Origin of the sequence: Bacillus sp. RCC_6_1 (assembly GCF_041360755.1) — a bacterium.
Taxonomy (GTDB): domain Bacteria; phylum Bacillota; class Bacilli; order Bacillales; family Bacillaceae_G; genus Bacillus_A; species Bacillus_A cereus.
Map to the genome: position 1 here is coordinate 172267 of NZ_JBFUPV010000008.1, position 24069 is coordinate 196335.

The following is a 24069-nucleotide window of genomic DNA, read 5'->3' on the forward strand; positions in this document are numbered from 1 at the left end:
AAATGGATTTTTCAGAAAGATAAAACTGCGCGTATTGCAATTATTTATGTATATAACTTTTTTTAAAATTATATTTTAAATATAGCTAGTTTTTTATAAATTTTTTGATATAATTACATACGGGAAAAGGGAAGAACTTTGTCTTCCCTTGTGTTTTTATTTGCATCTAGTACTTTTGCTAGATGCTTTTTTTTATGCTAAAAAAGGTATCCTCAAATACTTTGAGGATACCTTTTCACCTTTATTATCTCTGCTGTTTTCTACCTAATATGAGTAATCCAAAACTCATCATTACAAGAAGTGCTCCCATATATGGTTCCACAGGCATTTTCTGCCCTGTCTTCGGTAATTCTTTTTCAGGTTTCTCTGGATTCGGTGTCCCAGGCTTTTCTGGATCTGGTGTCCCAGGTTTTTCTGGATTCGGTGTTCCAGGCTTTTCTGGATTCGGTGTTCCAGGCTTTTCTGGATTTGGTGTTCCAGGCTTTTCTGGATTCGGTGTTCCAGGTTTCTCCGGATTCGGTGTTCCAGGTTTTTCTGGATCTGGTGTTCCAGGTTTTTCTGGATCTGGTGTTCCAGGTTTTTCTGGATCTGGTGTTTCTGGGCCTGGTGGCGCTAAATGATTCAATTTGTTTAATACTTCTAATTGAACTGCATTTATCATTCCATTTGTAATTTCAAATGGAATTGGATTAGTTAATTTTTCATATCCTTTTGGTGCTTCTACTTCTACTAGTGTGTAGTTACCTACAGATAGATCTGTGATTTTTGCCTTTCCATCTTTATCTGTTGTTACTTTCACTACTACTTTTCCCTTTTCATCATGAACCTCAAACACAGCTCCTGATAAGACTTCCTTGCTTTCAGCGGCCATTTTTGTAATCTCCACTGAACCTTTGTCTAACTGTTCATTCTCTACTTTCAATGATAAGACTTTCGTCATACCTTTTGTAATTTCGAATGAAACTGGCTTTTCTAGTGGTTTGTAGCCTGCTGGTGTTTCTACTTCTACTAACTCATACTTTCCAATAGATAAATCTGAAATGTCTGCTTTTCCTTCTTTATCCGTTGTTACTTTCGCAACTACTTTGCCTTTTGAGTCACGTACTTCAAATACAACATTTTCTAATGGTGCTTTACTGTCTTTATCTATTTTTGTGATTTCTACATTCCCCGTATCTACCATTTCATTTTCTACAGTGAACGCTAAAGATTTTGTCATACCTTTTGTAATTTCAAATAGTACAGGCTTTTCTAATTTTTTGTAGCCTGGTAAACTCTCTACTTCTACTAACTTGTACTTTCCTACTGATAAATCTGCAACTGTTGCTTTTCCAGCTTTATCTGTCGTTACTTTCGTTACTACCTTGCCTTTGTCGTCTTGAACTTCAAAGACTACACCTGCTAACGGTGCCTTATTATCTTTATCTATTTTTGTAATTTCTACATTTCCCGTATCTACCATTTCATTTTCTATGTTTAATGATAGAACTTCTGTCATACCCTTTTTAATTTCGAATGATACTGGCTCTGTTAGTTTTTTGTAGCCTGGTAAGCTCTCTTTCTCTACTAATTTGTACTTTCCTACAGATAAGTCTGAGATTTTTGCTTTACCATTTTTATCTGTTTTTACTTCCGTTACTACTTTTCCTTGTTCGTCTTGCACTTCGAAGACTACGTCTTCTAATACTTTTTGACTATCTTTATCCACTTTTGTGATTTCTACTGAGCCTTTGTCTACTAGTTCATTCTCTACTTTTAGTGATAAGACTTCTGTCATACCTTTTTTGATTTCAAATGATACTGGTTTCGCTAGTTTTTTATATCCTGGTAAGCTCTCTACCTCTACTAGCTTATATTTTCCTACTGATAAATCAGCAATCTTTGCTTTTCCTTCTTTATCTGTCGTTACTTTTGTTACTACTTTGCCTTTTTCATCTTGTACTTCGAAGACTACACCTGCTAATGCTTTTTGACTATCTTTATCTACTTTTGTAATCTCTACTGAGCCTTTGTCTAACTGTTCATTCTCTACTTTTAATGATAAGACTTCTGTCATACCTTTTTTGATTTCGAATGATACTGGCTCTGTTAGTTTTTTGTAACCTGGTAAGCTTTTTTTCTCTACTAATTTGTACTTTCCTACAGATAAGTCTGAGATTTTTGCTTTCCCTTCTTTATCTGTCGTTACTTCTGTTACTACTTTGCCTTGTTCGTCTTGTACTTCGAAGACTACACTTGCTAATGCTTTTTGACTATCTTTATCTACTTTTGTTACTTCCACATTTCCCTTGTCTAACATTTCGTTTTCTACTGTTAAAGCAAGAGATTTTGTCATGCCTTTTTCAATTTGGAAAGTAATCGGATCTACTAATTGTTTATATCCTTTTGGTGCTTTTACTTCTACTAACTTGTATGTGCCGACTGATAAATTAGTAACTTGTACTTGTCCTTTTTTATCTGTCGTTATTTTAGCGACTACTTGCCCTGCTTCATCTTGAATTTCAAAGACTGCATCAGCTAAAGCATCTTTATTTTCTTTATCTACTTTTGTAATTTCTACATTTCCTGTATCCACTAATTCATTTTCTACTGTTAGCTTTAGCGCTGTTACTCTACCCTTTTCAATTTCAAATGAAATTGGCTTTTCTAGTGGTTTGTATCCTGCCGGTGTTTCTACTTCTACCAACTCATACTTCCCGATAGATAAATCTGAAACGTTTGCTTTTCCTTCTTTATCCGTTGTTACTTTCGCAACTACTTTTCCTTTTAAATCACGTACTTCAAATACAACATTTTCTAATGGTGCTTTACTATCTTTATCTATTTTTGTTATCTCGACATTCCCTGTATCCACCATTTCATTTTCTACTTTTAATGATAGGACTTCGGTCATGCCTTTTTTGATTTCAAATGATATTGGTTTTTCTAATTTTTTATAACCAGGTAAACTTTCTACCTCTACTAATTCATACTTTCCTACAAGTAAATCTGAAACATTTGCTTTTCCATCTTTATCTGTCGTTACTTTTGTAACTTCATTACCCTTTTCATCTTGGACGATGAATGTTACTCCCGCTAACGGTGCTTTATTATCTTTATCTATCTTTGTTATCTCTATATTTCCCGTATCTACCATTTCATTTTCTATTTTTAATGATAGAACTTCGGTCATGCCTTTTTTGATTTCAAATGATACTGGATCTGTTAGTTTCTTATAGCCTGGTAAACTTTCTTTCTCTACTAATTTGTACTTTCCTACTGATAGATCTGAGATTTTTGCTTTACCATCTTTATCTGTTTTTACTTCCTTTACTACTGTTCCAGCTTCATCTTGCACTTCAAAAACTACGCCTTTTAATGCTTTTTTGCTGTCTTTATCTATTTTTGTAATTTCTACTGAACCTTTATCTAACTGTTCATTTTCTACTTTCAACGATAGGACTGTTGTCATACCTTTTTTAATTTCGAATGATACTGAATCTGTTAGCTTTTTGTAGCCTGGTAAACTTTTCGTCTCTACTAATTTGTACTTCCCTACTGATAAATCAGAGATTTTTGCTTTACCATCTTTATCTGTTTTTACTTCTGTTACTACTTTTCCTTGCTCATCTTGCACTTCGAAGACTACGCCTTCTAATACTTTTTGACTATCTTTATCTATTTTTGTAATTTCTACTGAGCCTTTGTCTAACTGCTCGTTTTCTACTTTTATTGCTAAAGCTTTTGTCATACCTTTTTTTATTTCAAATGGTACTGGTTCTGTTAGCTTTTTATAACCTGGTAAGCTTTTCGTCTCTACTAATTTGTACTTTCCTACTGATAGATCTGAAACATTTGCTTTTCCATCTTTATCTGTTACTACTTTTCTTACTACTTCATCTTTCTCATCTTGGACTTCAAATTCGACACCCGCTAATACTGCTCCGTTTTCTTTGTCCACTTTTGTAATTTCTATATTACCTTTGTCTACCATTGCATTTTCCACTTGTATTGGGAATATGCCGTCCCCTGTTACACTTACTTCGAACTCTGTTTCTTTTAATTGGTAGCCTTCAGGCGCTTTCGTTTCTTTTAAAATATATTTTCCTAGTGCTAACGGTTTAGAGATTGCCTTACCATCTTTATCTGTAACAATATGTTCGACTACTACACCGTCTTTTACTATATCAAACTCTGCATTTGCTAATGGTTTTTCACCATTTTCCGAATCAATTTTCTTTATTTCAATTTGACCCTTTTGCACAGTATTTTTAATTTCAATTGTTTTTGTTTCTCCAGCTTGAAGTGTAACCTCTACTGGGCTTGTTAATTTTTGATATCCTTCTGGTGCTACTGTTTCATAAACTTTATACGTCCCAGGAGCTAAAGTTTGAGGTACTGAAAAACCTTTTTCGTCCGTTGTCAGTTTTGCAACAACTTCATTTGCACTATTTCGAACTTCAAATTCGGCACCTTTTAACCCTTTGTTCGGATTCTCAGAATCTATTTTATGAAGCGATACTGTACCATCTTTTGGAGCTTCAGGCGGTGTAATAGTTACTTCTTTTGATGTTAATGTTTTATCATCAAAATGTAATTCCGCTTTATTAGGAATCTTCTTATCTACGTAAGAAGATAAGTCTGCATTATTTTTAATTTTCGCCTTGATACTAAGATTAATTATCTGGTCTTCATATGACTTATAATCAAAATTCTCACCAAACGTAAATGTTACTTCACTTCTTTGTTTATCTATATTTAACGTCCCTTTAGAAGTAATATCTTGGCCATTTTTATCATACACTTTTGCCTCTAATACTTCTAAAACATCTTCTAAATCATCACTAATTACCATAGATGTGTATTTAGAAGGATCGTTCGGTATATGTGTACCAACTTGGTATTGAATAACTTGATCCATTTGTGTTAGCTGCTCATTCTCTACAAGCTTGCCATTCTCATCAACTATATTTTTTTCAATGCTAGGTGGATTATTGTCACCTGAACCAGATCCTCCCCCACCACTCACAAATACTTGTCCTACTTTTTCTTCAGTTTTAATATTTTTACCTTCTAATTTCACAGTATTTTTATGAGGTTTTGCAGCAGGATTTGTAACCTTTGTTTTATATCTTAAAATATAGCCTTTTGAACTGTCTGGAAATTCAATTGTAAATCCAGTCTTTGTTGCATTTATTTTAATGTTAGATAAATTTGCTGGCTTAATATTTGTTGGTGCATAACCATCTTCAAATACAGCCTCTTCTAATACTACGCTGTCTGTAATTAACTCATGCCCAGGTCCTAATGTATCTGTTAATTTAAGATCTTGCATTTCTGTTCCAGTTGCATTTACATATACAAGCCAATCAGCAATAGACGGATCTTCTTGATTATAAGAACCCCATTTCAATAGATTTTCCGTATTGGGTTGTGGCTTCGGTCTCTCTGTCGTATTACTTACATTTACTTCTTTATTTACGATTTGACCATCAACGTTAAATTCTAATGGAATTTCTTTAACACCATCATATGCTTCTAGACCAAAGTAGAATTCTACGAATAAAGAACCTTTAATGTTGTTCTTTCCTTCTACGTAATCACCCATAGTACACGTTAATAGACCCTTTTTCATCTCACATGTACCAACTGTTTTTCCTTCAGCATCTTTTAAAGGAAAACTCATATTCATAAGGTCTTTTCGAAACTCTTTTGGCATATCAATTGTGAATTGATCTCCACTTTTTATTTTTTCTTTAGCTGACCACTTCACTTCTACTTTCATACCATCTGAGGCTTGATATGGTTCAGATGTCGTGCCATCAGTACGGGAAATATTAATTTCGTCCACTGGACTTTTCATAACAGCAGCTTGAATAACTGGAGCCCACACATTCAGCACTGAAAATAATACTAGAAAAACTAATGAAACCATTGAAATATGTCTTTTAGTACTTTTCATTTGCATAGTTCCCTCCTAAATTTTTATATTTATATAACAAAAAAAGATCGTCCGGTTGCATCAAAAATGTGCAACCAGACGATCTTAGTAACCAATATGTATTACCGTAGACTCTAAGCTTTGCGGCCTATCCTTTCGAATAGTGTGCTAAAAATATCTTTTATTCTTTTTTTGTTTCATTTTCCTCTTAAACCAAATATTACTATACCGTCTGGACGGTTATAATTCAATACTCTATAAAATTGTTCTATTTTTCTAATAAAAAAAATAATTCACCACTACATTAAAGAAGCAATGGTGAATTATTTTCTCATTATATAGTTCGTATATTCTATTTATATGAATTACTAATAAGAGCTTGAATCACTTTTTCTCTTAACTCGGGGCTTAGTCTTCCAACCCCTAAATATTCCGAATACCATAATCCATCTGCTGCTAATCTAATAATTGTTGCACAAACTGAATCTATCTCATCATTTTCTATATTTTTTTGCAGTTGCTGAAATGATTGTTGTAATGGCTCAAGTAATTCAGGTTTTAACATGAGTGCTGCCATCATACTGCTAGACAACTCTTCTGTTCTTCTCTCATTACTTAATCTTTCCTCTACAAAAGAGCGAACCCATCTCCCTTTCCTCTCTGAGTCTTCCGCTACTTTATTGTAAATGGCCCCTTCATAATCCTCTACCCCTCGGACTATCATACCTTCTATTAAAGCTTCTTTATTTGAAAAGTGATACAATAATCCACCTTTGCTTAAACCCGCCTCTTTTGCCACTGCTTCTAAAGTTAATTTAGCAACCCCTTTACATTGTACAATTTGAGAAGCGGCCGCCAAAATCTTTTGCCGCGTTATGCTTATACTCATTCCTTTTTAAAACCCCATTTCTACTAAATTTATATAAATACGAATCTTATTTTTAATATTGTTGATTACTACTAAGTATTTTCTTTATACAACAAAAGCTTCATTACCTTTGAATTTTTAGTTACTTATTCTATTAAAAATTTCCATATCATTCAATATGATAACATTAAATACACAAAGCTGACTATACATCTATACTTTTGTATTTATTGAAAATATATCCATTAATAAAATTTACCGATTTATTCCTTCTTATTACTTTAAGACAGCAGTAATTCTTTCAGTACTAAATAAAAAATGTTATTACTCCCATTAAATTGAGTAATAACATTCTACTTAACAAATTCGCTGCCAACTAGCATCCTTCACATCTTCACTAGTCGGTTTTCTAACTGATCCAATAAAGTGAAACTTTATATCCGCAACATGGACAGGTGTATTTCATTTTGTCACTCCATTATTAACTTGTTTTCCCATATATTCCGACTCACAAAGAATGTAACAGCACAAATCATAGTTATCCCCATGAAAAATGTATTAGAATCTTCATATGTAGTTGGAATGCCTACCGTTACGAAAACAATACTAAAAGCTAAAAATAGATATAATAATAAAGATATAATATAGCTTAGTTTAAATCGTAAAATGATACCTCTAAACAATAGCTCACCAAGTAGACAGCCACCTAAAATAATAGGTACTCCGAAATACAATGTAAGGACTCCCATTTGCGCAGTAGATTGAATTATCTTTCCAATTATGTTCGGCGAAACCAGCTCACTATCGTTTCCCATCCTATCATATAAATCAAGTGCTGTTGCTGAAATAAAGAAACTTAATATAGAAAATGAATACGGTATTAAAAATTTGCTCACTCTCATTCACCTCGCTTTTTTCTTTACATATATTATTCATTATTTCCTATCATTTTTACATAAAAAAATAACCCTCTATGATAAAACATAGAGGGTAGCATTTCTATATAAAAATCTATACCTTATCCTGAAGTGAATCCCGAAAATAGGACAAATATCAAAACACCTAAACCATCTGCTATCTGCTCCCTACATTCTTTAGGGTAGATAGTTTATATGTTTTATTAGAAAGTAGTGCCTTCTTTTTTATAATATTCTTTTGAAATCTCTTCATAAAATGCGGCTGATGTCGCGTAGAAATAAGGTGCTAACCATAAGAAACCGATTCCTACAGTAAGAATACTTAAAATGAACCAACCTAAGAAACTTAAGCATAGTAAAAAGTAATCCATTTTATGTCCATTCATCATATGACGACTCTCAGTAATCGCTTGATTCGCTGTATATTCTGGATGATCATTCAAAATAAAATATGTCATAGAATAAGAAAATGATTTAATAATACCTGGAATAATAAGAAGTAATGTCCATAGAGTCAAGTATACATACATTAGTAAATATGTTAAAAACGACTTCATCAACTTACTTCCATCGCTAAACCATCTAAATATATGACCAATGCGAGCATCAGTCCCACGAATTGCATTTAAAACAAGATAATAGGCACCTATTGTTAATGGACCAATAACAAGCATTACTATAATACTTACTGTAAGTGAATCACTTGCTTCTTCCCAACCCCAAAATATCGAGAAAATACCTGTTGTTAGCATTTCAACAGCTCCAATAAGGATTCCAATTAATAAGGTTGCCCCTACCGCTAGTCCCCATCTTCCTTTTAATGCATCAAGTGCTTCTCTTTTCAACTGACTTATCATATATAACCTCCTAATACTATTTCCATTTTATTATACCATTTATATCAAAAATCCCACATATTTTCCTAAAACAGAAGCATATTACCTTTTTTCATACGTATTGATACATGTGTGCTGTAGTTGTACTAATATATGGATTAAACGACTCTTTTCCCTATAACAAAAAAGCCTGCCTTTCATAATAGGCAAGCTTTCTCAAGTTACATCTCATTTATTTTCTTCTTATACCAATCCTGCATTCTCTCCGCATCTTCTACTCTCGTATGCTCTATTTTATAACTAGATGATGCACTCGAAAACTTATACGTACATAAATCCGCACGGCGCTGGAAATATGATTGTGTCTTCTCCATTGATTGGACGTGTCTTCTTCTAATAAGTCCTGTATATTTTCCGACGCTACGATAGACAAGTGTAATTTGTTCTCCGTTAACACTGTAGCCATTTGTTTTAAATGTTGCGTATCCAAGTGTAAAGATAAGGATTGCGAGCGGTAGTAATGCCCACATGATGTAATACTTTTCAAAGTATACGCTTATTCCAGTAAGCGGGATTGCGAGCATAGCGAAAAAGATAAAACTATCAATGAGATAGCGGCGCAATGCTGCTTTTGGTAACGAAGTAATATTTGCATTCAGTTCGTATGGTAATTGTAAATGCGCGAGTAATTGTTGCACTCGATCTTTTCGAATGATAGGATGCAGTGTAACTTTTTCTTCTTTCCCTTCACTTTGAATGACTTCTACTTGCACAGCACAATAACCGAACGGTTGGCGTAAAATGCCTTCTTTTATCGTAATCCCTTGAATGCGGTGCAATTTTAGTACGAGTTCTTTTCTCTCCAGTAACCCTTGCGAAATACGGACTTCATCATTTTTTCGATTCACTGTGAAGTTACCGTGTTTTAACGCGTAGCCAATTGTAGATATCATCCAAGAAACGACAAGTAAAATAGCTACCATGTAAATCCAGCCATATATATCGTGGTCCATTACATATGACGTCACACTATTTTTTATCCATTTCGGAATATACTCATCTACTTGGTGATAAACGAAAAAGATTAAAGAGAACAATACTCCAAATTGACCAGATGTAACAGACGCTATTAAAATCTCTTTCCACGTTAACTTGTACTCTGTCGTTTGTTTTTCCTCTGTAACAATTGCTTTTTCTACTGTATTTTCTGCTGCTTCGTCTAACGTTTTTTCTGCTTTCACTTCTGGAGTTGGCTCATTTAGCAAAGTAATAAGCTCCGTCGCCTCTTCTACCGTAATTCCAGCTAAGCTAACTTCTGCTTCATCGCCCCCGCCAGCTGTTTCAATCTGAATTTTTTTCAAACCGAGCATTTGGTATAGTACGTTAGAACTTGTATTAATTGTTTGAACACGTTCTTTATTTAAGTAGCTCTCCTTTTTCACAAAGAGACCTTGTTTCACATGTAATACGTTATTTTCGACCCAGTATACTTTGTAATACCAGCCTACGATAGCTGAAATAATTGTGATCAACGCAAAACCAATAGGAACTAAATACCAAAATGGAAACTTTCCCCTTAAGCTAAAAAGAAAAATAATGAGTGGTATAAAATCTGTTATTTTTAATTCTAATAACATCGTGATTGGATGCTGCCTCTTATACATCCTCATCACTCACTTTCGCTAATTCTGCGATTTTCGTTTTCAACATTTCAGCTTCATACATCGTTAAACCTGGGATGCTATGAGAAGTTGCCGCTGTTGAAATGTGTAATTCTGCTAATCCGTATTTTCTCATAATTGGCCCTTGTTCAATCGTAACGTGCTGCACACGAATCATCGGTACTAATACGCGCTTTACGACGAAAAGACCATGCTGAATTTCAAGTTCTTCTTCATTTAGTTGGTAGCTGTAATAACGTTGACGTAGTTTCGGAAACGTAAAGTAATCAAACGGTGTATATACAATTGTTAATCCGATGAGCACATAGAAAATCCAAGCCCACCAATTAAACTTAATCATAAAGAAAAGATATGCCAAAATGACTATAATACTGATTCCTAGCTCAATTAAAGAACGCGCTTTCCACACCTTGACCATGTCAGGGTGAATTTCATTTTTCAATGGATCCATGTAACCACTCCAAATCTAGTAATCTAATATATAAATACTCTCAATCTATATTTTACGTAACTTTACAGAAAATTGAAATTCAATCTTCTTTCTTCTCAGGAATAAAATATCCGAACCAAAGTAGCCAAATGAAACCGATTAACTTCATCCAATTTCCATCCGCTTGAAAAGCTTCAATCATACCTGGTATTTTATAAACCCCAATAAATCCAAGAAAACCGAGCCACCAGTTTTTTTGCATTTTCATCTTTACTCCTCCTTCATGACGTTTTTCACATTTCGAATCCAAATTTCTTTATACTTTAACTGGAATCCCATGAGCATATAGTTGCTCATATTATCAATCACGAGTGCTAGCGTATGAGCATTTTCTTCCGTTTCATGTTGTGACACTACGTCAAGTTCTACGCCTTTCTTCAATAAATCGTGGAAACCATTTAAGAAATCTTCTTGTATTTCAAATAAGCGTTTCTGATACTTTTCATTTCGCGATGCAGTTACGATAAATTCATTGATAACGCGTAATATCCCTTCTTGCCCTTCATATTCAGAGAGCATATGTAAACCATCAGCAATTAACTTTTCTGCAAAGTTTTCTTTCGTATATTGCTCTTTATCGAAATAACTCACGAAATGATATCCAGAGAAAATTTCTTCAAATAAAAAATCGATTAACGCTTCTTTAGAAGAAAAATGATAATAAATAGCCGGTTTTGAAATACCTACCTCTTTCGCAATCATGGAAAGACTCATCTTCTCAATGCCGTGTTCTGCCATAATTTTAAATGAAGCCTCTACAATGTTTTGCGATGTTTGTAAATTCTTCGTCATACTGTACCTCACTTATTTTTACTTACCGGTCGGTAAGTAAATTATAAAACAAAACGAAATGATTTTCAATTTAGTTAGCACTACAGAAGGTGTTTATCAGAAAATACAGAAAGTTATAAAGTAAAAGCAACATATAACAATAAGGAGGATATCATATGGGACTTGGTGGTAATGGCGGCGGTGAAGCAGGACAAGCTGGTAAGAGCGGATTTTCATTAATCATTGTACTTTTTATCGTATTGATTATAGTTGGAGTTAGCTATATCGGACTTGGCTTCTAAGAAAAGGCGTCCTACGTTACACATGTAGGACGCCTTCTTTTTAATCCCTATTCAGCAATCGCATACGATAACAATTCATCGTCACTTCTCCGAGTCTTTGCAGTAGTTGATAGTTCGCATATGCGCCTACCGGGGCACCGATTATTGGTACGAGCTGCAGCATTTTGGCTAAATCGATATAGTCTCGGTACTCTGTTTGGAACTTTTCCCAGTCCATATGATTTTCTTCTTCTGTATCCCACGTTTCGATTGCTTTCCATATTTCTTTTCGGTGATCGTCACTTGAAAAGGCAAGCTGAAAAACATGAAGGATAAAAAGGCGCTCTTCTTTGTTGCTCGTATCAAATCCGTACAATGTCGCTGCATCGAATAAAAATTTAATTTTAATGCCGAGTAAAAGCGGAAAGTCAGCAAGACCGAGGAGAATACCGCCAGCCCCCGTCCCTGCCCCTTCTGCCGCTGCTATTTTTTTATACTCATCCATTTTTTTACGAACTTCATCGTCACGTCTTTGCAGTGACCATGTCGTCTCTTTTAGCTTCGGCTTTATAAAGTTTGACCCGGCGCTGATCGTTTGCACCATCATACGAATCGTCTCTGTTAATACCTTTTGTACTTTCGCCGGAATGAGCTGTTGCACTTTCGTCTGCACTTTTTTGGAGAACCGTGTCATCATAGAAGAATCTTTCATGAATGTAGCTTTCCACTGCTCCAATTCTTTTATAACCTTCTCTTCGTATGTAATCATAGGTTCATTCCTTTCAATTTAAACGCTCAATGCGCTTCGCCCCGTATTGGTAAACGAAACCGATACTAAATAATATGCTTACGATAAGTAAAATTCCTGTCATCATGAAATCTTTCGTTGCTAGTGCAAATATAACTGTAAAGATTACGCTCCCTATGATTAGAATCGCGTTTAATAAAGTAAGAAAGTCTTTCTTCTTCTCTTCTCCCCCTACCGGATACAAATCAAGCCAAATCTTCATGCGGTGATGTTTCCATAAAGTTAATAGCTGATAGCCGATTAAATATAGGAAGATAAAACTTACGATAAATCGCCCGTATAAAAATGGAATGAAGTAAAGAATAACTCCTCCAAGAGCAAGCAAACGCACATATAATCCAAAATAGTTACCTGATCTTAAAAACGTTCTCGTATATAAGTATAAATATGTACGCTTTTCACCAATCATCGAAAGAATGAAATCGAGCCATTTTCTGCGTGCTACTCTTTCTTTTAATGCTGGTACATCAACGAACATGTTCGCGATGCGGTATAGCAGCATCATCTTCTTACCTTCTTCAGAAATTAAATACTCCCAGTTTAGTGGCTTTCCCTTTACCATTTGATGCATGATAGCAAGGTATAACACCATGAGAAGGACGATTCCACCAATGAAAAGAACTGAAGTACGTTCTACAAGGAAATATACAAATAAACCGTTTAGGATAAAACGAATGAACCAATCCGCTCTTTGTATATTTTGATCTGTTAAAAATGACTTTTCCCACGCTACAAATAAATTCCACGCTTTTACAATGACAAATGCAAGTACGATCCATATGTAGCCAGCTCCTGTTTGCTTCATTTGTTGGAAGTATAACGGAGCAAGCGCAGCTGCTACGATTGCGATTATGTATAACTGAATCATAAATGTAAAAAGAAATGCCTTTGTGAAGTAAGGTTTTAACTTTTCTTCAACTGGCAGTAAGTAAACGAGATCCGCTTCTTTTAATAATGTTTGAATGGATCCAGCCGTTAACACGAGTCCAATTAATACTGCCATTACGAGCGCCGCCGGAAACGAAGGTGTTAACGTTTGTAACCATTGCTGGTAATAATACGCTCCCGCACCAATGATGAACACGAAAATAAATTTCAAATGATCATTAAATACGTATTTACTATATGTACGAACTTCTTTTAGAAAGTGACGAAATCGTTCTTTCCATAACGCTGTGCTATTCATAATCTTCTTCCTTTGTTAGCGCGATGTAAATATCATCTAACGTTGCACCTGGCATATTAAACTGTGATTGCAGTTCAGATAGCGTTCCCTTCGCTCTTACTTCACCTTGATGCAAAATAATGAACGAATCACAATAACGCTCTGCCGTCGCTAAAATATGTGTGCTCATTAAAATACCGGCACCACTCTTTTTCATTTGGTCCATCATTTGAAGAAGGGATTGAATCGCTAACGGATCTAATCCAACGAAAGGTTCATCTACTATGTAAAGAGATGGCTCCACTAAAAATGCGCTCATAATCATTACTTTTTGTTTCATTCCTTTTGAGAAATGAGATGGAAACCATTTTAAACGATTTTTCATACGAAACTCTTGTAGTAGTTGTCCTACACGTTCTTCATATTGTTTTTCATCAACCCCATACGCCATAGCTGTTAATTTCAAATGCTCTTCTAACGTTAATTCATCATATAATACCGGCGTTTCCGGAATGAATGAAAAGCTAGAACGGTACGCTGTCATATCATCACGAATTGTTTTCCCATTAATTGTGACAGTTCCTTTTTTCGGTTCCATTAAACCGATAATATGTTTAATCGTCGTACTTTTACCAGCTCCATTTAAACCGATTAAGCCGACAAGTTCGCCTTTATTAACAGAGAACGAAACGTCTTTTAATACAGGTCGTTTCGTATATCCTCCTGTAACATTTTCTACACGCAATAACTCGCTCATACGACACCACTTTCTTCATTAGTATTCATTCTATATTCATCTTACCAAAAATTATGCTGTACTACATAGTATCCATGTACTCAAAAAAAATTTTTAAATTTATTAGCATATATTTTTCCGAAAGCGGACATCATAATTATTGAAGAAGGAACACATTGAAAAAGCAACCACCTATTGATGAGTACAACAACATAGTGAAGTCATCATGAAATGGGGTGTCCAAGTTGGACAATGAAATTTACACATAACCAGATCATTTGTTTCATTTTCGAAACGGGGTGTCTCTGAAAGAGCATATACTGTTTTAAAAAATAAACAATTTCATTTTAAAAAAGATTGCAATTCATTTCACTTGAAAATGGGGTGTCTACGGCAGAAACTTTAGCCGATTTACCGTGCATTTCTTAAATAAATGAGGTGTCTGCGAAACGTAAATTACGATAATGCTTTTTCAATCCCTCTTCAGAAAACAGGAAGCTGAGTCAGCTTCCTGTTTTTCGTGTTTGTTCTCTTATGTAATTATGGTAAAATACGGCTAAGGATATTTGAAAGGATGAGATCAATGAATCATACAGCAGACAATTGTATTTTTTGTAAAATCATTGACGGGCAGATCCCTTGCTCAAAAGTATACGAAGATGAACATGTGCTTGCATTTTTAGATATTAGTCAAGTAACAAAAGGACATACTCTTGTTATTCCGAAAGTTCACAAACAAGACATTTTTGCGTTAACGCCAGAAATCGCATCACACATTTTTTCTGTCGTTCCAAAAATCGCAAATGCGATTAAAGCAGAGTTTAATCCAGTTGGCTTTAACCTACTTAACAATAACGGTGAAAAAGCTGGACAAACTGTGTTCCACTTCCACCTTCATTTAATTCCACGCTACGGTGAAAAAGATGGTTTCGGTGCTGTTTGGAAATCACATCAAAATGAATACACTATGGAAAATTTACAAAACATCGCAAGTACAATTGCAAATAGTGTGAAATAATGACACTATAAGAAGGCGTAATACATAACAAGCCACTTCCCTGAAGTCATCAAATTCCGCATGGCTTGTTTCTTTACTTAAAATGCTCAGGGATGATTGTTTGTGCATAGCACATATAAGAAAGATATGCATATTTTTCCCATCATGAATACGAACAAAAAATAAGGAGGTCTCCTTTTATGTCAAAAGCTAAATCCTTTATTACAGGTGTTATTTGCGGCGGAGCAGTTGCTGGACTAGCTGTTCTTTTCTCAACTCCTTCTTCTGGTAAAGACATGCGCGGCAAGTTAAAAGAAAAAGGAAATGATATTAAAAAGACTTTAGCTGATATTACAGCTGATACGAAATTATTAAAGCGTCAAATTGTTGAAACTGCTTCAGAAGGTAAAGAAGTGTTTCAAGAATTAAAAGATGACATGCAAGACACGCTTTCTAACTGGAAGCAAGATATTTCTCAAAACAAGCGCCATATTGAGAAAGAAATTTTGGACATCCAAAAGTCAATTGAGAAACTACAAGAAGCTGTTCCAGAAAAAGCGTAAACAAATTCCTGCTTAGTTTTTTGCATATAACAAATATTTTTTATATAAATTGACCTTGACACGGCATATCGTATAGATATGCCGTGTTTTTATGCATTTACAATATATGTTATCACTTAACATGTAAGGACAACGTATGTATTCACGACTCATAAAACGCTTCCATAGTTATGCATGATTTGTATAGAATGTCATTTTTCCGAAAAATTTTCACAATTCTCACAAAAAGACTTTATTAATTTTTATTTTACTGGCATAATAGATAGTAATGAAAAAAGAATGTTAAAGTGGGTGAGTAAATGAAAAGTGGAGAAAAAGATTACTCGGTAAAAGAAGCGATGATTTTCAGCCAACGCATTGCTCAATTATCGAAAGCGTTATGGAAATGTGTAGAGAAAGATTGGCAGCAGTGGATTAAACCTTACGATTTAAATATTAATGAACATCATATTTTAACAATCGCTTATCATTTAAAAGGGGCTTCTATTTCTGAGATTGCTAAGTTTGGAGTTATGCACGTATCAACAGCGTTTAACTTCTCGAAAAAGCTGGAAGAACGCGGCTATCTTGTATTCTCAAAAAAGGAAGATGATAAACGAAATACGTACATTGAAATTACAGACAAAGGGGAAGAATTACTACTTCGCTTAATGGAAGAGTATGATCCTGAAAATAATTCAGTGTTTAATGGGGCTCTTGCACTTCGTAATTTTTATGGGAAGTTCCCAGAAAATATCGAACTGATTGCAATCCTGCGTAACATTTACGGACAAGACTTTATCGATATTTTTGAGAAATCATTAGAAGATATTGAAGAGAACTTTACAGAATCCGATCAAAAGTTAGTTAAGAAATAATCTATTTATTTTTTCGCAATCATGCTTAAGAATTCATTCATAAGCGGCTTAAATAAACCTTGTTTTGCTAGCGCTTCCGCAGTTTCGTGTACTTCGAGCTGATGTGGAAGCGCTTTTTCAAATTGATCTAACAGCGCATCGAACAAAAGAAGCCCTTCTGCTTTCTCCACTACATATTGCTCGTTCAGTTTTTCACAAAGATTTAGTATACGTTCAATATCTTTTTTACGAGCTTTTTTCTTTATGATCAAAGAATAAAATGGACACTTCTCTTCATCAATCATTTTAAATAGTAGGTCTACATAGTATTCAGCTTGTTCTAATCTTCTAACAACGTCCATTTTCTCCCTCACTTTCTAACACAAAGTCTTCTATTTCTGAATTTTGTAACACGAACAAAATATCGTGTGATACAATATATGTATATGTATTTTAGCCAAAAGGAGGTCTCGCCTCATGACACTTATAACAGTTGTTTTTGTCGCATTCGCACTTCTTGTTATATTTTACACGAATTTCATGACACATACACTGTGTGAACGAAAACAAATAGCTGCGAGCCGCCAGCCCGGTGTCTTTCGGGTTATTAATGTATGTATAACAATTTTATTAATTTCTAGTTATATAGAAATTATATTTCATGGAAAGTGAGGAAGGAAAGCCCCTTCCTCACTTTTTTCCTCTATAAGCAAATTATACCTACAATAACCAATAAAATAAACAGTACAAGTAATAAAATAAGTTGAGAATTCATCCCCATCCCCTCCTCTATTCTGTATATGCGGCATACGCCCAATATGGCACACTTTCAAAATCTGACACGTGCTGGTTAATTTTTCTTTATCAATATGAAAACGGTTCGAAATATGATATATTAAATTTTGTACATATTGCTTATACTATAGAACAAAACATTCATCAAAACTTTATCCTCAGCCACGGTAAGCCCTGTTAAGCGCGCTTTACCAATATAAAAAAGCAAAAGTATCAGTGAGACTTAATCGGGCTCTTATGAATCAAAATTCATTGGTGTAGGATAAATTAAAAATACATAATAGTAGGAGTGTTTATCGAATGAAGAAAGCTATGCTTGCCTTAGCCGCAACAAGTGTAATCGCATTATCAGCATGTGGAACATCATCATCAGACAAAATTGTTACATCTAAAGCTGGTGACATTACAAAAGAAGAATTCTACGATCAAATGAAGACACAAGCTGGTAAACAAGTACTAAACAACATGGTTATGGAAAAAGTACTTATTAAAAACTACAAAGTTGAAGACAAAGATGTAGACAAAAAGTTCGATGAAATGAAAAAACAATACGGTGATCAATTCGATACACTAATGAAACAACAAGGTATTAAAGAAGAAACTATTAAAAATAGTGTGCGTGCTCAATTAGCTCAAGAAAAAGCGGTTGAACAATCGATTACTGATAAAGATGTAAAAGCAAAATTCGAGGATTATAAAAAAGAAATTAAAGCAAGTCATATCCTTGTAAAAGATGAAGAAACTGCTAAAAAGGTGAAAGATGAACTTGCTCAAGGTAAATCTTTCGAAGAATTAGCAAAACAATACTCTGAAGATACAGGCTCAAAAGAAAAAGGTGGCGACTTAGGATTCTTCGGACCAGGGAAAATGGTAAAAGAATTTGAAGAAGCAGCTCAAAAGTTGAAAAAAGGTGAAGTAAGCGAACCTGTAAAAACACAATTCGGTTACCATATCATCAAAGTAACTGATAATCACGCAGATGCAAATTTCGATAAAGCAAAAGCTGATATTAAAAAATCACTAGTTCAAGAAAAAACACAAGATGCTCAATTTATGAACGATCTTATGATGAAAGAAATCAAAAAAGCTGACGTAAAAGTTGACGATAAAGATTTAAAAGATCTTTTCGAAGAGAAAAAAGCTGACGCTAAGAAAGACGAAAAGAAATAATGAAGTAAAAAAAGCTTGGGCTTCGGCCCGAGCTTTTTTTATCTCCTCTTCTCCCAGTAGTTAATCTAGATTCGGTAAATGAAATTATATCGGCGATTTTTCAAATATATCGACCGCAACTCCAATTATATCGGCGATTTTCAAAATATATCAGCGCAACTCCAATTATATCAGCGATTTTCGAAATATATCGACTTACCGACAAAAAACGACAACAAGCGTGACTCCCTCTTCAAACACAAAAAAACCTTGATCCACGCCACGTAGAACCAAGGTTTATCTTATTATCATTGATTAAATGAAAAAACTATGTTAAATTAGAACAGAAACACGTTTTACAAAACAAAAGGGACGTATTTATCCGTATCTTAATTTTACACCAAAACACATCTTCAGTCAACCTCTATTTTTCACTTTTAAAGGAGTGCTTACCGTATGAACAAAAAACTTGATCTAGAGCAAAAAAGATTGGATACCGTAATTGAAACAATTACGGAGCAAATTGATAAACTGGAAAACGAAACTGGCAGACGCCGAGCAGAAGTAATCAATATTCGTAAACACTTTTGGGATGATGTGAAAGTGAATACTGATACTTTCGATGATTATCTTGAAACAGTTATCAACTTAAGACAACAAGCTCAGTCACTAGCTGTCACACAAATTACCCATAAGCACACCTTTAATCGACTTGCCGCATTAAGACGCATGCATAAAGCACCTTATTTCGGACGAATTGATTTCAAAGAAGAAGGAGAATCTGCCGCGGATCAAATTTATATCGGCGTCGCTACACTTACTGATGCAAGCGGAGAAAACTTCCTTATATATGACTGGCGCGCACCTATTTCGAGTGTGTACTACGATTATCCACCAGGACCGGCTGAATACAGTACACCAGGCGGCGTAATCCACGGTAATGTGGAGAAAAAATTACAATACATTATTCAAAATGGCGAGATTGATTCTATGTTCGATACGAGCCTTACAATTGGTGATGAAATCTTGCAACAAGCGCTTGGAAAAGGCACGAACAAACATATGCAAAGCATCGTTGCTACGATTCAGCGCGAGCAAAATGAAATTATTCGTCACGATGAAGGCCGACTCCTTATCGTGCAAGGAGCTGCTGGTAGTGGTAAAACGTCAGCTGCCCTGCAACGAATCGCCTACTTACTATATAAATATCGCGAATGGTTAAAAGCAGATCAAATTATTCTCTTCTCCCCTAACTCTATGTTCAACAGCTACGTTTCTAACGTACTACCTGAACTCGGCGAAGAAAATATGCAGCAAGTGACTTTCCAAGAATATTTAAACCATAGACTAAGTAAGTCATTTGACGTTGAAGATCCTTATGAACAATTAGAATATATGTTAACTGAAACGAATAATCCTACCTATAAAACGAGAAATGCGAGCATTCGATTTAAGGCATCTACTCAATTTTTCGAGATGATTAGAGCGTACAGACAATCTCTTGAATCTTCAGACATGCTATTTAGAGGAATGAAATTTAGAGGAAAACTGATTGTTTCTGCGAAGGAAATTACAGAACAATTTTACAATACCGACTCCTCCCTCCGCTTCCATAGTCGAATTGAGAAGTTAACGGATTGGCTAAATAAGCAAATAGATGCACTTGAAAAAGCAGAACTGAAAAAGCCTTGGGTAGAAGAAGAAATTGAATTACTTAGTAAAGATGAATACCAAAAAGCTTATAAATATTTACAGAAAAAAGGCGAGTTTGACGACAACTCCTTTCATGATTTTGAGAAAGAAACGAAAGTACTTGGACGTATGATTGTCCGTAAAAAATTGAAGCCACTGCGTAAAGGCGTTCAAACATTACGCTTTATCAATTTCACAGGCATATATAAACAACTTTTCACAGATGCATCATGGGTTACTGAGAAAAAACCGAAAGAGTGGGATGACATTTGCTCCTTAACAGTAAACATGCTTGATGAAGGAAAACTATATTACGAGGATGCGACTCCATTCTTACTTTTAAAAGAATTAATTGAAGGCTTCCAAACGAACAGATCGATTAAACACGTACTCGTAGACGAAGCGCAAGATTATTCTCCGTTTCAGTTCGAGTTTTTAAAACGTCTCTTCCCTGCTGCAAGAATGACTGTACTCGGAGACTTTAACCAAGCGATATTTGCTCATGCGAGTGAAGCAGTGAATTTCAACACACTTACTAGCTTATACGGACCAGACGAAACGAACGGCATCAACTTAACTCGTAGCTATCGCTCAACAAAACCAATTATTGAATTTACACGCACTCTCGTCCCGGAGGGCAAGAACATTCACGCCTTTGAACGTGACGGCGAGAAACCTACAGTGACGAAAGTATCGAATGACAGCCAGCTGCACGAGCATATTACTGCCAAAGTTGCTGCACTACAAAAAGAGCAGCACAATACGATTGCAATTATATGTAAATCTGCAGCTGAAAGCGCCGCTGCCTACGAAGCACTTCGTCATATCGACAATATTAAACTTGTGAAAAGTAACTCAGCCGAGTATGAGCAAGGCATCGTCGTGATCCCTGCTTATTTAGCGAAGGGTATTGAATTTGACGCTGTTATTATTTACGATGCTTCTAAAGCTGTGTACAGTGATGAGAGCGTACGTAGATTGTTCTACACTGCTTGTACGCGGGCGATGCATGAGTTGCAACTTTATAGCGTTGGCGAGGTTAGTCCTTTTGTGCTTGGGGCTGATTCGGAGAGTTTTGAGCTTATAATGAAAACACCTTGATAATCATCAAGGTGTTTTTCTCATTCTAAAAGGAATATCTTTACGTCGATATACACTTAGCACGATTCCCATTATAAATGCGTGAAATAGAGTTGGTATCAAGCCGTAACTAATAAAGGGTAATGATATAGAGACACGTGGTAATATCCCAAGAATCATGCCAACGTTATAAACGAAATGGAATACAAAAAGAGTTACTCCACCAACGAGGAGTAATTTACCATAACCATCATTTATTTTATAAGCTATATTCATTATTCTTACTGCAAAAAGAGACAAAATCAAGACAAGAACTAGCGCAAGCACATATCCATAATAGTAAGTCAGACTTGCAAATACAAAATCAGTATGAGTAGCAGGGATAGACTTTATATTTCCATATGTACCAAACCAACCTGCCGATGCCATTGCCTCTTTTAAACGTAAATACCATTGATCATGCTCTGGGTTTAAAAACCCTAAAATTCTAGCTATCCGGTATTCTTTTACAGCAGACCAGGAAAATAGATCTCTAATAATAAGAAGAAAAATTGGTAACATTGTAATGAGCCATGCTGTTTTCTTTCCTATCTTACTCCACCAAAGCATAACGAATACCATCGTCATATAGATGAAAATTGGCACCATAATCGATGTCGTTAAAAATAGATATAAAGAAAATAAATACAACATGAAAAGATGTATAAACTTTAATCTACTGTTATTAAAAAAAGAAGCCCAGGCTAGAAAAAAGAATGGTATCGTCATTAAACAGTCAATTTTGATGGGACCAATTTTCATTAACGCTTCCCCATTTATAGAAATAGTCGGAAAACATTTTATAGCTAACAAGATAAGTATTCCAATTGTATAAAACAGCCATCCAAACCTCTCTAGCTTCCGGTAATCAAGCAACATCATCCCAATGGCTGTTGCAATCCCAAGAATTACAAAAATTACTTTGTTCATTAGTAAATCATCCGTATGCCCAAAAGCGATTATTGGTAAAAAACCTAATCCCATAGCAGCTACTAATAAAATAAGTAAAAACCAATCCACCTTTGGCTTATGAAGTTTATTAAGTTCTTGCCCTAGTTTAATCGGACTTCCCATTTGTTCCACCGCTTTATTTTCAGCGACTTCCTCGCTCAAACCTTTTTCTATCCATGTGTTCTTCGCCTGTTTTAGGTGAAAATCTAGTTCCGTTGCTACAAAATCTTTCGCTTCTTTTGATTTAATATAATTCGTAACTTCGCTTACAAAACGCTCCCCTTTTTTATTCAATTTCTCCTCACTCCTGTACTAAGCCTTTTAATATAAATTGTACCTTCGTAGCATTTTTTTCTGCCTTTCGCAGCATCTTTCTTCCTTTATCGTTTAATTGATAATATTTCGCTCCTGCATGATCCCAGCTAGATTGGATCAAACGGTTCTGTTCCAGACGATGTAATACGGTATATAAAAACCCTTCATTTCCTTCGAATTTCCGAATCCCTCTCCCTCGTAGTAGCTGTGACAATTCGTACCCTGTTTTTTCATTACTGAGGAGTTGTAAAATCGCTAAAGAGATGTCCTCTTCCTTCTCGTTTGAAGCATTGATTTTTTCGCGCACCTGCTTTCGATGTTGATCAGAAAAACTCAAATGTTTAAACGTTGTATTCTCCATTGATTTTCGCAGGCCTTTTAATTGATCTTCCATTTGATTATTCCTCCAATCCTTTCTTCAAAAGCTCCTTCGCTTTTTTCAGTCTCGTTTTTATCGTATTTTCCTTTACGTCTATTACTATAGCAATCTCTTTAATTGATAACTCTTCATAATAAAATAGATAAATGACTTCTCGATATTTTATCGGTAAATTCATTACTGCAGAAGCCAGTTCACGGTCCTCCGCATTTTGAATGACAGTTTGTTCGACACTACCATTTTGAACCCCCATATAAGCAGCTTCATCCTCTGTCACGATCACCTTGTTGTTATACCAACTTTTTATATAGTCCTTACATTGATTAATCGCAATTCTCCATAACCACGTTTTCACATTCGATTTCCCTTTATATGTATGAAGAAATTTATAACATTTCACAAATATATCTTGCGTTACATCCTCCGCAACCTCTTTATTATTCACATATGAATACACAAGCTGCAGGACTTCTTGTCCATACTTGTTCATTATTTCGTCGATAAGTTCCTCCTTATCTTCTATTTCAAACGCTTCTATCGTTAATTCATCCACATCATTTCCTCCTTCCCATATATTAGACGACGCACTGCATGGAAAAGTTTTATAAATACATAAAAAAATACGGATGGTAATGTCCATACCGTTTTTTTATGAATATTTATTTACTTCTTGTCCCCTGACACTAATGTTCTGCTTAAAAACAGGAATTTTCATCCATATATCTTGTTCCCTATTTTAAAACATAATACAATGAATACGTAACTTAATAAGCTATAACTAGTAGGTGTGGCAATCATC

At 34.9% G+C, this 24069-nt stretch carries 22 protein-coding genes and 1 riboswitch; of the genes, 7 read left to right on the plus strand and 15 right to left on the minus strand.

The genetic code is table 11. The features are described 5' to 3' along the window. Positions 1–244: 244 nt before the first annotated feature. The 8 genes from AB6801_RS21395 to AB6801_RS21430 form a co-directional block, all read right to left on the minus strand. Positions 245–5947 (minus strand): SpaA isopeptide-forming pilin-related protein, encoded by a 5703-nt coding sequence (locus tag AB6801_RS21395; RefSeq protein ID WP_370941156.1) that lies wholly within the window; start codon positions 5945–5947, stop codon positions 245–247. A gap of 60 nt (positions 5948–6007) precedes the next feature. Beyond that, a riboswitch (cyclic di-GMP riboswitch) is annotated at positions 6008–6100 on the minus strand. A 172-nt stretch (positions 6101–6272) separates the two neighbouring features. Further along, on the minus strand, positions 6273–6809 hold the full coding sequence (locus AB6801_RS21400) for a TetR/AcrR family transcriptional regulator (RefSeq protein ID WP_000028010.1): 537 nt from the start codon (positions 6807–6809) through the stop codon (positions 6273–6275). Between the two features lie 449 nt (positions 6810–7258). Further along, complete coding sequence (locus tag AB6801_RS21405) at positions 7259–7684, minus strand: hypothetical protein (protein ID WP_002098741.1); 426 nt, start codon at positions 7682–7684, stop codon at positions 7259–7261. Positions 7685–7908: 224 nt separating this feature from the next. Further along, positions 7909–8562, minus strand: a complete 654-nt coding sequence (locus AB6801_RS21410; protein ID WP_000625400.1) for a DUF975 family protein — start codon at positions 8560–8562, stop codon at positions 7909–7911. Between the two features lie 200 nt (positions 8563–8762). Then, a complete protein-coding gene (locus AB6801_RS21415; RefSeq protein ID WP_097999497.1) occupies positions 8763–10205 on the minus strand; it encodes a PH domain-containing protein in 1443 nt (480 codons plus the stop codon). Then, the gene (locus AB6801_RS21420; RefSeq protein WP_000371346.1) at positions 10198–10674 is read right to left on the minus strand and encodes a PH domain-containing protein; all 477 of its coding nucleotides are present in this window, start codon (positions 10672–10674) and stop codon (positions 10198–10200) included. Before AB6801_RS21420 ends, AB6801_RS21415 begins: the two co-directional genes overlap by 8 nt. 79 nt (positions 10675–10753) lie before the next feature. After that, a complete protein-coding gene (locus AB6801_RS21425; protein WP_000783813.1) occupies positions 10754–10921 on the minus strand; it encodes a hypothetical protein in 168 nt (55 codons plus the stop codon). Between the two features lie 2 nt (positions 10922–10923). Then, positions 10924–11505: a TetR/AcrR family transcriptional regulator gene (locus AB6801_RS21430; RefSeq protein WP_097999498.1), complete on the minus strand. Its 582-nt coding sequence runs from the start codon at positions 11503–11505 to the stop codon at positions 10924–10926. Between the two features lie 155 nt (positions 11506–11660). Here AB6801_RS21430 and AB6801_RS21435 point away from each other — a divergent pair, with 155 nt between their 5' ends. Continuing rightward, positions 11661–11786 (plus strand): YjcZ family sporulation protein, encoded by a 126-nt coding sequence (locus AB6801_RS21435; RefSeq protein WP_000522755.1) that lies wholly within the window; start codon positions 11661–11663, stop codon positions 11784–11786. A 40-nt stretch (positions 11787–11826) separates the two neighbouring features. On the opposite strand, the gene ecsC is transcribed toward AB6801_RS21435, so the two are convergent. Genes ecsC through ecsA form a run of 3 tightly spaced genes read right to left on the minus strand, consistent with a single transcriptional unit; the run spans position 11827 to position 14495 of the window. Further along, positions 11827–12534 carry an ecs operon protein EcsC gene (ecsC, locus tag AB6801_RS21440; protein WP_000634139.1) on the minus strand — a complete coding sequence of 236 codons (708 nt, stop codon included), beginning with the start codon at positions 12532–12534 and terminating at the stop codon, positions 11827–11829. A gap of 13 nt (positions 12535–12547) precedes the next feature. Next, positions 12548–13759 carry an ABC transporter permease EcsB gene (gene ecsB / locus AB6801_RS21445; RefSeq protein ID WP_001089101.1) on the minus strand — a complete coding sequence of 404 codons (1212 nt, stop codon included), beginning with the start codon at positions 13757–13759 and terminating at the stop codon, positions 12548–12550. Then, positions 13752–14495 (minus strand): ABC transporter ATP-binding protein EcsA, encoded by a 744-nt coding sequence (gene ecsA, locus AB6801_RS21450; RefSeq protein WP_001292603.1) that lies wholly within the window; start codon positions 14493–14495, stop codon positions 13752–13754. Before ecsA ends, ecsB begins: the two co-directional genes overlap by 8 nt. A 562-nt stretch (positions 14496–15057) precedes the next feature. Here ecsA and AB6801_RS21455 point away from each other — a divergent pair. The 3 genes from AB6801_RS21455 (at position 15058) to AB6801_RS21465 (ending at position 16891) form a co-directional block, all read left to right on the plus strand. Further along, positions 15058–15492, plus strand: a complete 435-nt coding sequence (locus AB6801_RS21455; RefSeq protein ID WP_001016835.1) for an HIT family protein — start codon at positions 15058–15060, stop codon at positions 15490–15492. A 179-nt stretch (positions 15493–15671) separates the two neighbouring features. Further along, the gene (locus tag AB6801_RS21460) at positions 15672–16034 is read left to right on the plus strand and encodes a YtxH domain-containing protein (RefSeq protein ID WP_000030302.1); all 363 of its coding nucleotides are present in this window, start codon (positions 15672–15674) and stop codon (positions 16032–16034) included. Positions 16035–16333: 299 nt separating this feature from the next. Then, positions 16334–16891: an HTH-type transcriptional regulator Hpr gene (locus AB6801_RS21465; RefSeq protein WP_000834924.1), complete on the plus strand. Its 558-nt coding sequence runs from the start codon at positions 16334–16336 to the stop codon at positions 16889–16891. Between the two features lie 5 nt (positions 16892–16896). Here the strand turns inward: AB6801_RS21465 and AB6801_RS21470 are convergent, their stop codons facing one another. Then, positions 16897–17232 (minus strand): DUF1878 family protein, encoded by a 336-nt coding sequence (locus AB6801_RS21470; protein ID WP_000383655.1) that lies wholly within the window; start codon positions 17230–17232, stop codon positions 16897–16899. A 115-nt stretch (positions 17233–17347) separates the two neighbouring features. Here AB6801_RS21470 and AB6801_RS21475 point away from each other — a divergent pair, with 115 nt between their 5' ends. From AB6801_RS21475 to helD, 3 genes are all read left to right on the plus strand, one after another. Then, positions 17348–17542, plus strand: coding sequence for a hypothetical protein (locus AB6801_RS21475; RefSeq protein ID WP_000172690.1), 195 nt, complete (start codon positions 17348–17350; stop codon positions 17540–17542). A gap of 423 nt (positions 17543–17965) precedes the next feature. Further along, entirely contained in the window at positions 17966–18835 is an 870-nt protein-coding gene (prsA, locus tag AB6801_RS21480) for a peptidylprolyl isomerase PrsA (protein ID WP_000710063.1), read from the plus strand. 435 nt (positions 18836–19270) lie between these two features. Next, positions 19271–21607, plus strand: coding sequence for an RNA polymerase recycling motor HelD (gene helD, locus AB6801_RS21485; RefSeq protein ID WP_097999499.1), 2337 nt, complete (start codon positions 19271–19273; stop codon positions 21605–21607). Between the two features lie 6 nt (positions 21608–21613). On the opposite strand, the gene AB6801_RS21490 is transcribed toward helD, so the two are convergent. From AB6801_RS21490 to AB6801_RS21500, 3 genes are read right to left on the minus strand one after another with little or no spacing between them, the layout of a single operon-like run. Beyond that, on the minus strand, positions 21614–22870 hold the full coding sequence (locus tag AB6801_RS21490) for an FtsW/RodA/SpoVE family cell cycle protein (RefSeq protein WP_001034651.1): 1257 nt from the start codon (positions 22868–22870) through the stop codon (positions 21614–21616). Positions 22871–22877: 7 nt separating this feature from the next. Then, entirely contained in the window at positions 22878–23285 is a 408-nt protein-coding gene (locus AB6801_RS21495; RefSeq protein ID WP_000390089.1) for a PadR family transcriptional regulator, read from the minus strand. A 4-nt stretch (positions 23286–23289) separates the two neighbouring features. Continuing rightward, positions 23290–23823: a sigma-70 family RNA polymerase sigma factor gene (locus AB6801_RS21500; RefSeq protein ID WP_370941157.1), complete on the minus strand. Its 534-nt coding sequence runs from the start codon at positions 23821–23823 to the stop codon at positions 23290–23292. Positions 23824–24069: the final 246 nt, after the last annotated feature.

Bases quoted from the DNA above. Each gene is read 5' to 3' on its own strand.
- AB6801_RS21395 (WP_370941156.1), bottom strand. From the start codon at position 5,947: ATGCAAATGAAAAGTACTAAAAGACATATTTCAATGGTTTCATTAGTT.
- AB6801_RS21400 (WP_000028010.1), bottom strand. From the start codon at position 6,809: ATGAGTATAAGCATAACGCGGCAAAAGATTTTGGCGGCCGCTTCTCAA.
- AB6801_RS21410 (WP_000625400.1), bottom strand. From the start codon at position 8,562: ATGATAAGTCAGTTGAAAAGAGAAGCACTTGATGCATTAAAAGGAAGA.
- AB6801_RS21415 (WP_097999497.1), bottom strand. From the start codon at position 10,205: ATGTATAAGAGGCAGCATCCAATCACGATGTTATTAGAATTAAAAATA.
- AB6801_RS21420 (WP_000371346.1), bottom strand. From the start codon at position 10,674: ATGGATCCATTGAAAAATGAAATTCACCCTGACATGGTCAAGGTGTGG.
- AB6801_RS21425 (WP_000783813.1), bottom strand. From the start codon at position 10,921: ATGAAAATGCAAAAAAACTGGTGGCTCGGTTTTCTTGGATTTATTGGG.
- AB6801_RS21430 (WP_097999498.1), bottom strand. From the start codon at position 11,505: ATGACGAAGAATTTACAAACATCGCAAAACATTGTAGAGGCTTCATTT.
- AB6801_RS21435 (WP_000522755.1), top strand. From the start codon at position 11,661: ATGGGACTTGGTGGTAATGGCGGCGGTGAAGCAGGACAAGCTGGTAAG.
- ecsC (WP_000634139.1), bottom strand. From the start codon at position 12,534: ATGATTACATACGAAGAGAAGGTTATAAAAGAATTGGAGCAGTGGAAA.
- ecsB (WP_001089101.1), bottom strand. From the start codon at position 13,759: ATGAATAGCACAGCGTTATGGAAAGAACGATTTCGTCACTTTCTAAAA.
- ecsA (WP_001292603.1), bottom strand. From the start codon at position 14,495: ATGAGCGAGTTATTGCGTGTAGAAAATGTTACAGGAGGATATACGAAA.
- AB6801_RS21455 (WP_001016835.1), top strand. From the start codon at position 15,058: ATGAATCATACAGCAGACAATTGTATTTTTTGTAAAATCATTGACGGG.
- AB6801_RS21460 (WP_000030302.1), top strand. From the start codon at position 15,672: ATGTCAAAAGCTAAATCCTTTATTACAGGTGTTATTTGCGGCGGAGCA.
- AB6801_RS21465 (WP_000834924.1), top strand. From the start codon at position 16,334: ATGAAAAGTGGAGAAAAAGATTACTCGGTAAAAGAAGCGATGATTTTC.
- AB6801_RS21470 (WP_000383655.1), bottom strand. From the start codon at position 17,232: ATGGACGTTGTTAGAAGATTAGAACAAGCTGAATACTATGTAGACCTA.
- AB6801_RS21475 (WP_000172690.1), top strand. From the start codon at position 17,348: ATGACACTTATAACAGTTGTTTTTGTCGCATTCGCACTTCTTGTTATA.
- prsA (WP_000710063.1), top strand. From the start codon at position 17,966: ATGAAGAAAGCTATGCTTGCCTTAGCCGCAACAAGTGTAATCGCATTA.
- helD (WP_097999499.1), top strand. From the start codon at position 19,271: ATGAACAAAAAACTTGATCTAGAGCAAAAAAGATTGGATACCGTAATT.
- AB6801_RS21495 (WP_000390089.1), bottom strand. From the start codon at position 23,285: ATGGAAGATCAATTAAAAGGCCTGCGAAAATCAATGGAGAATACAACG.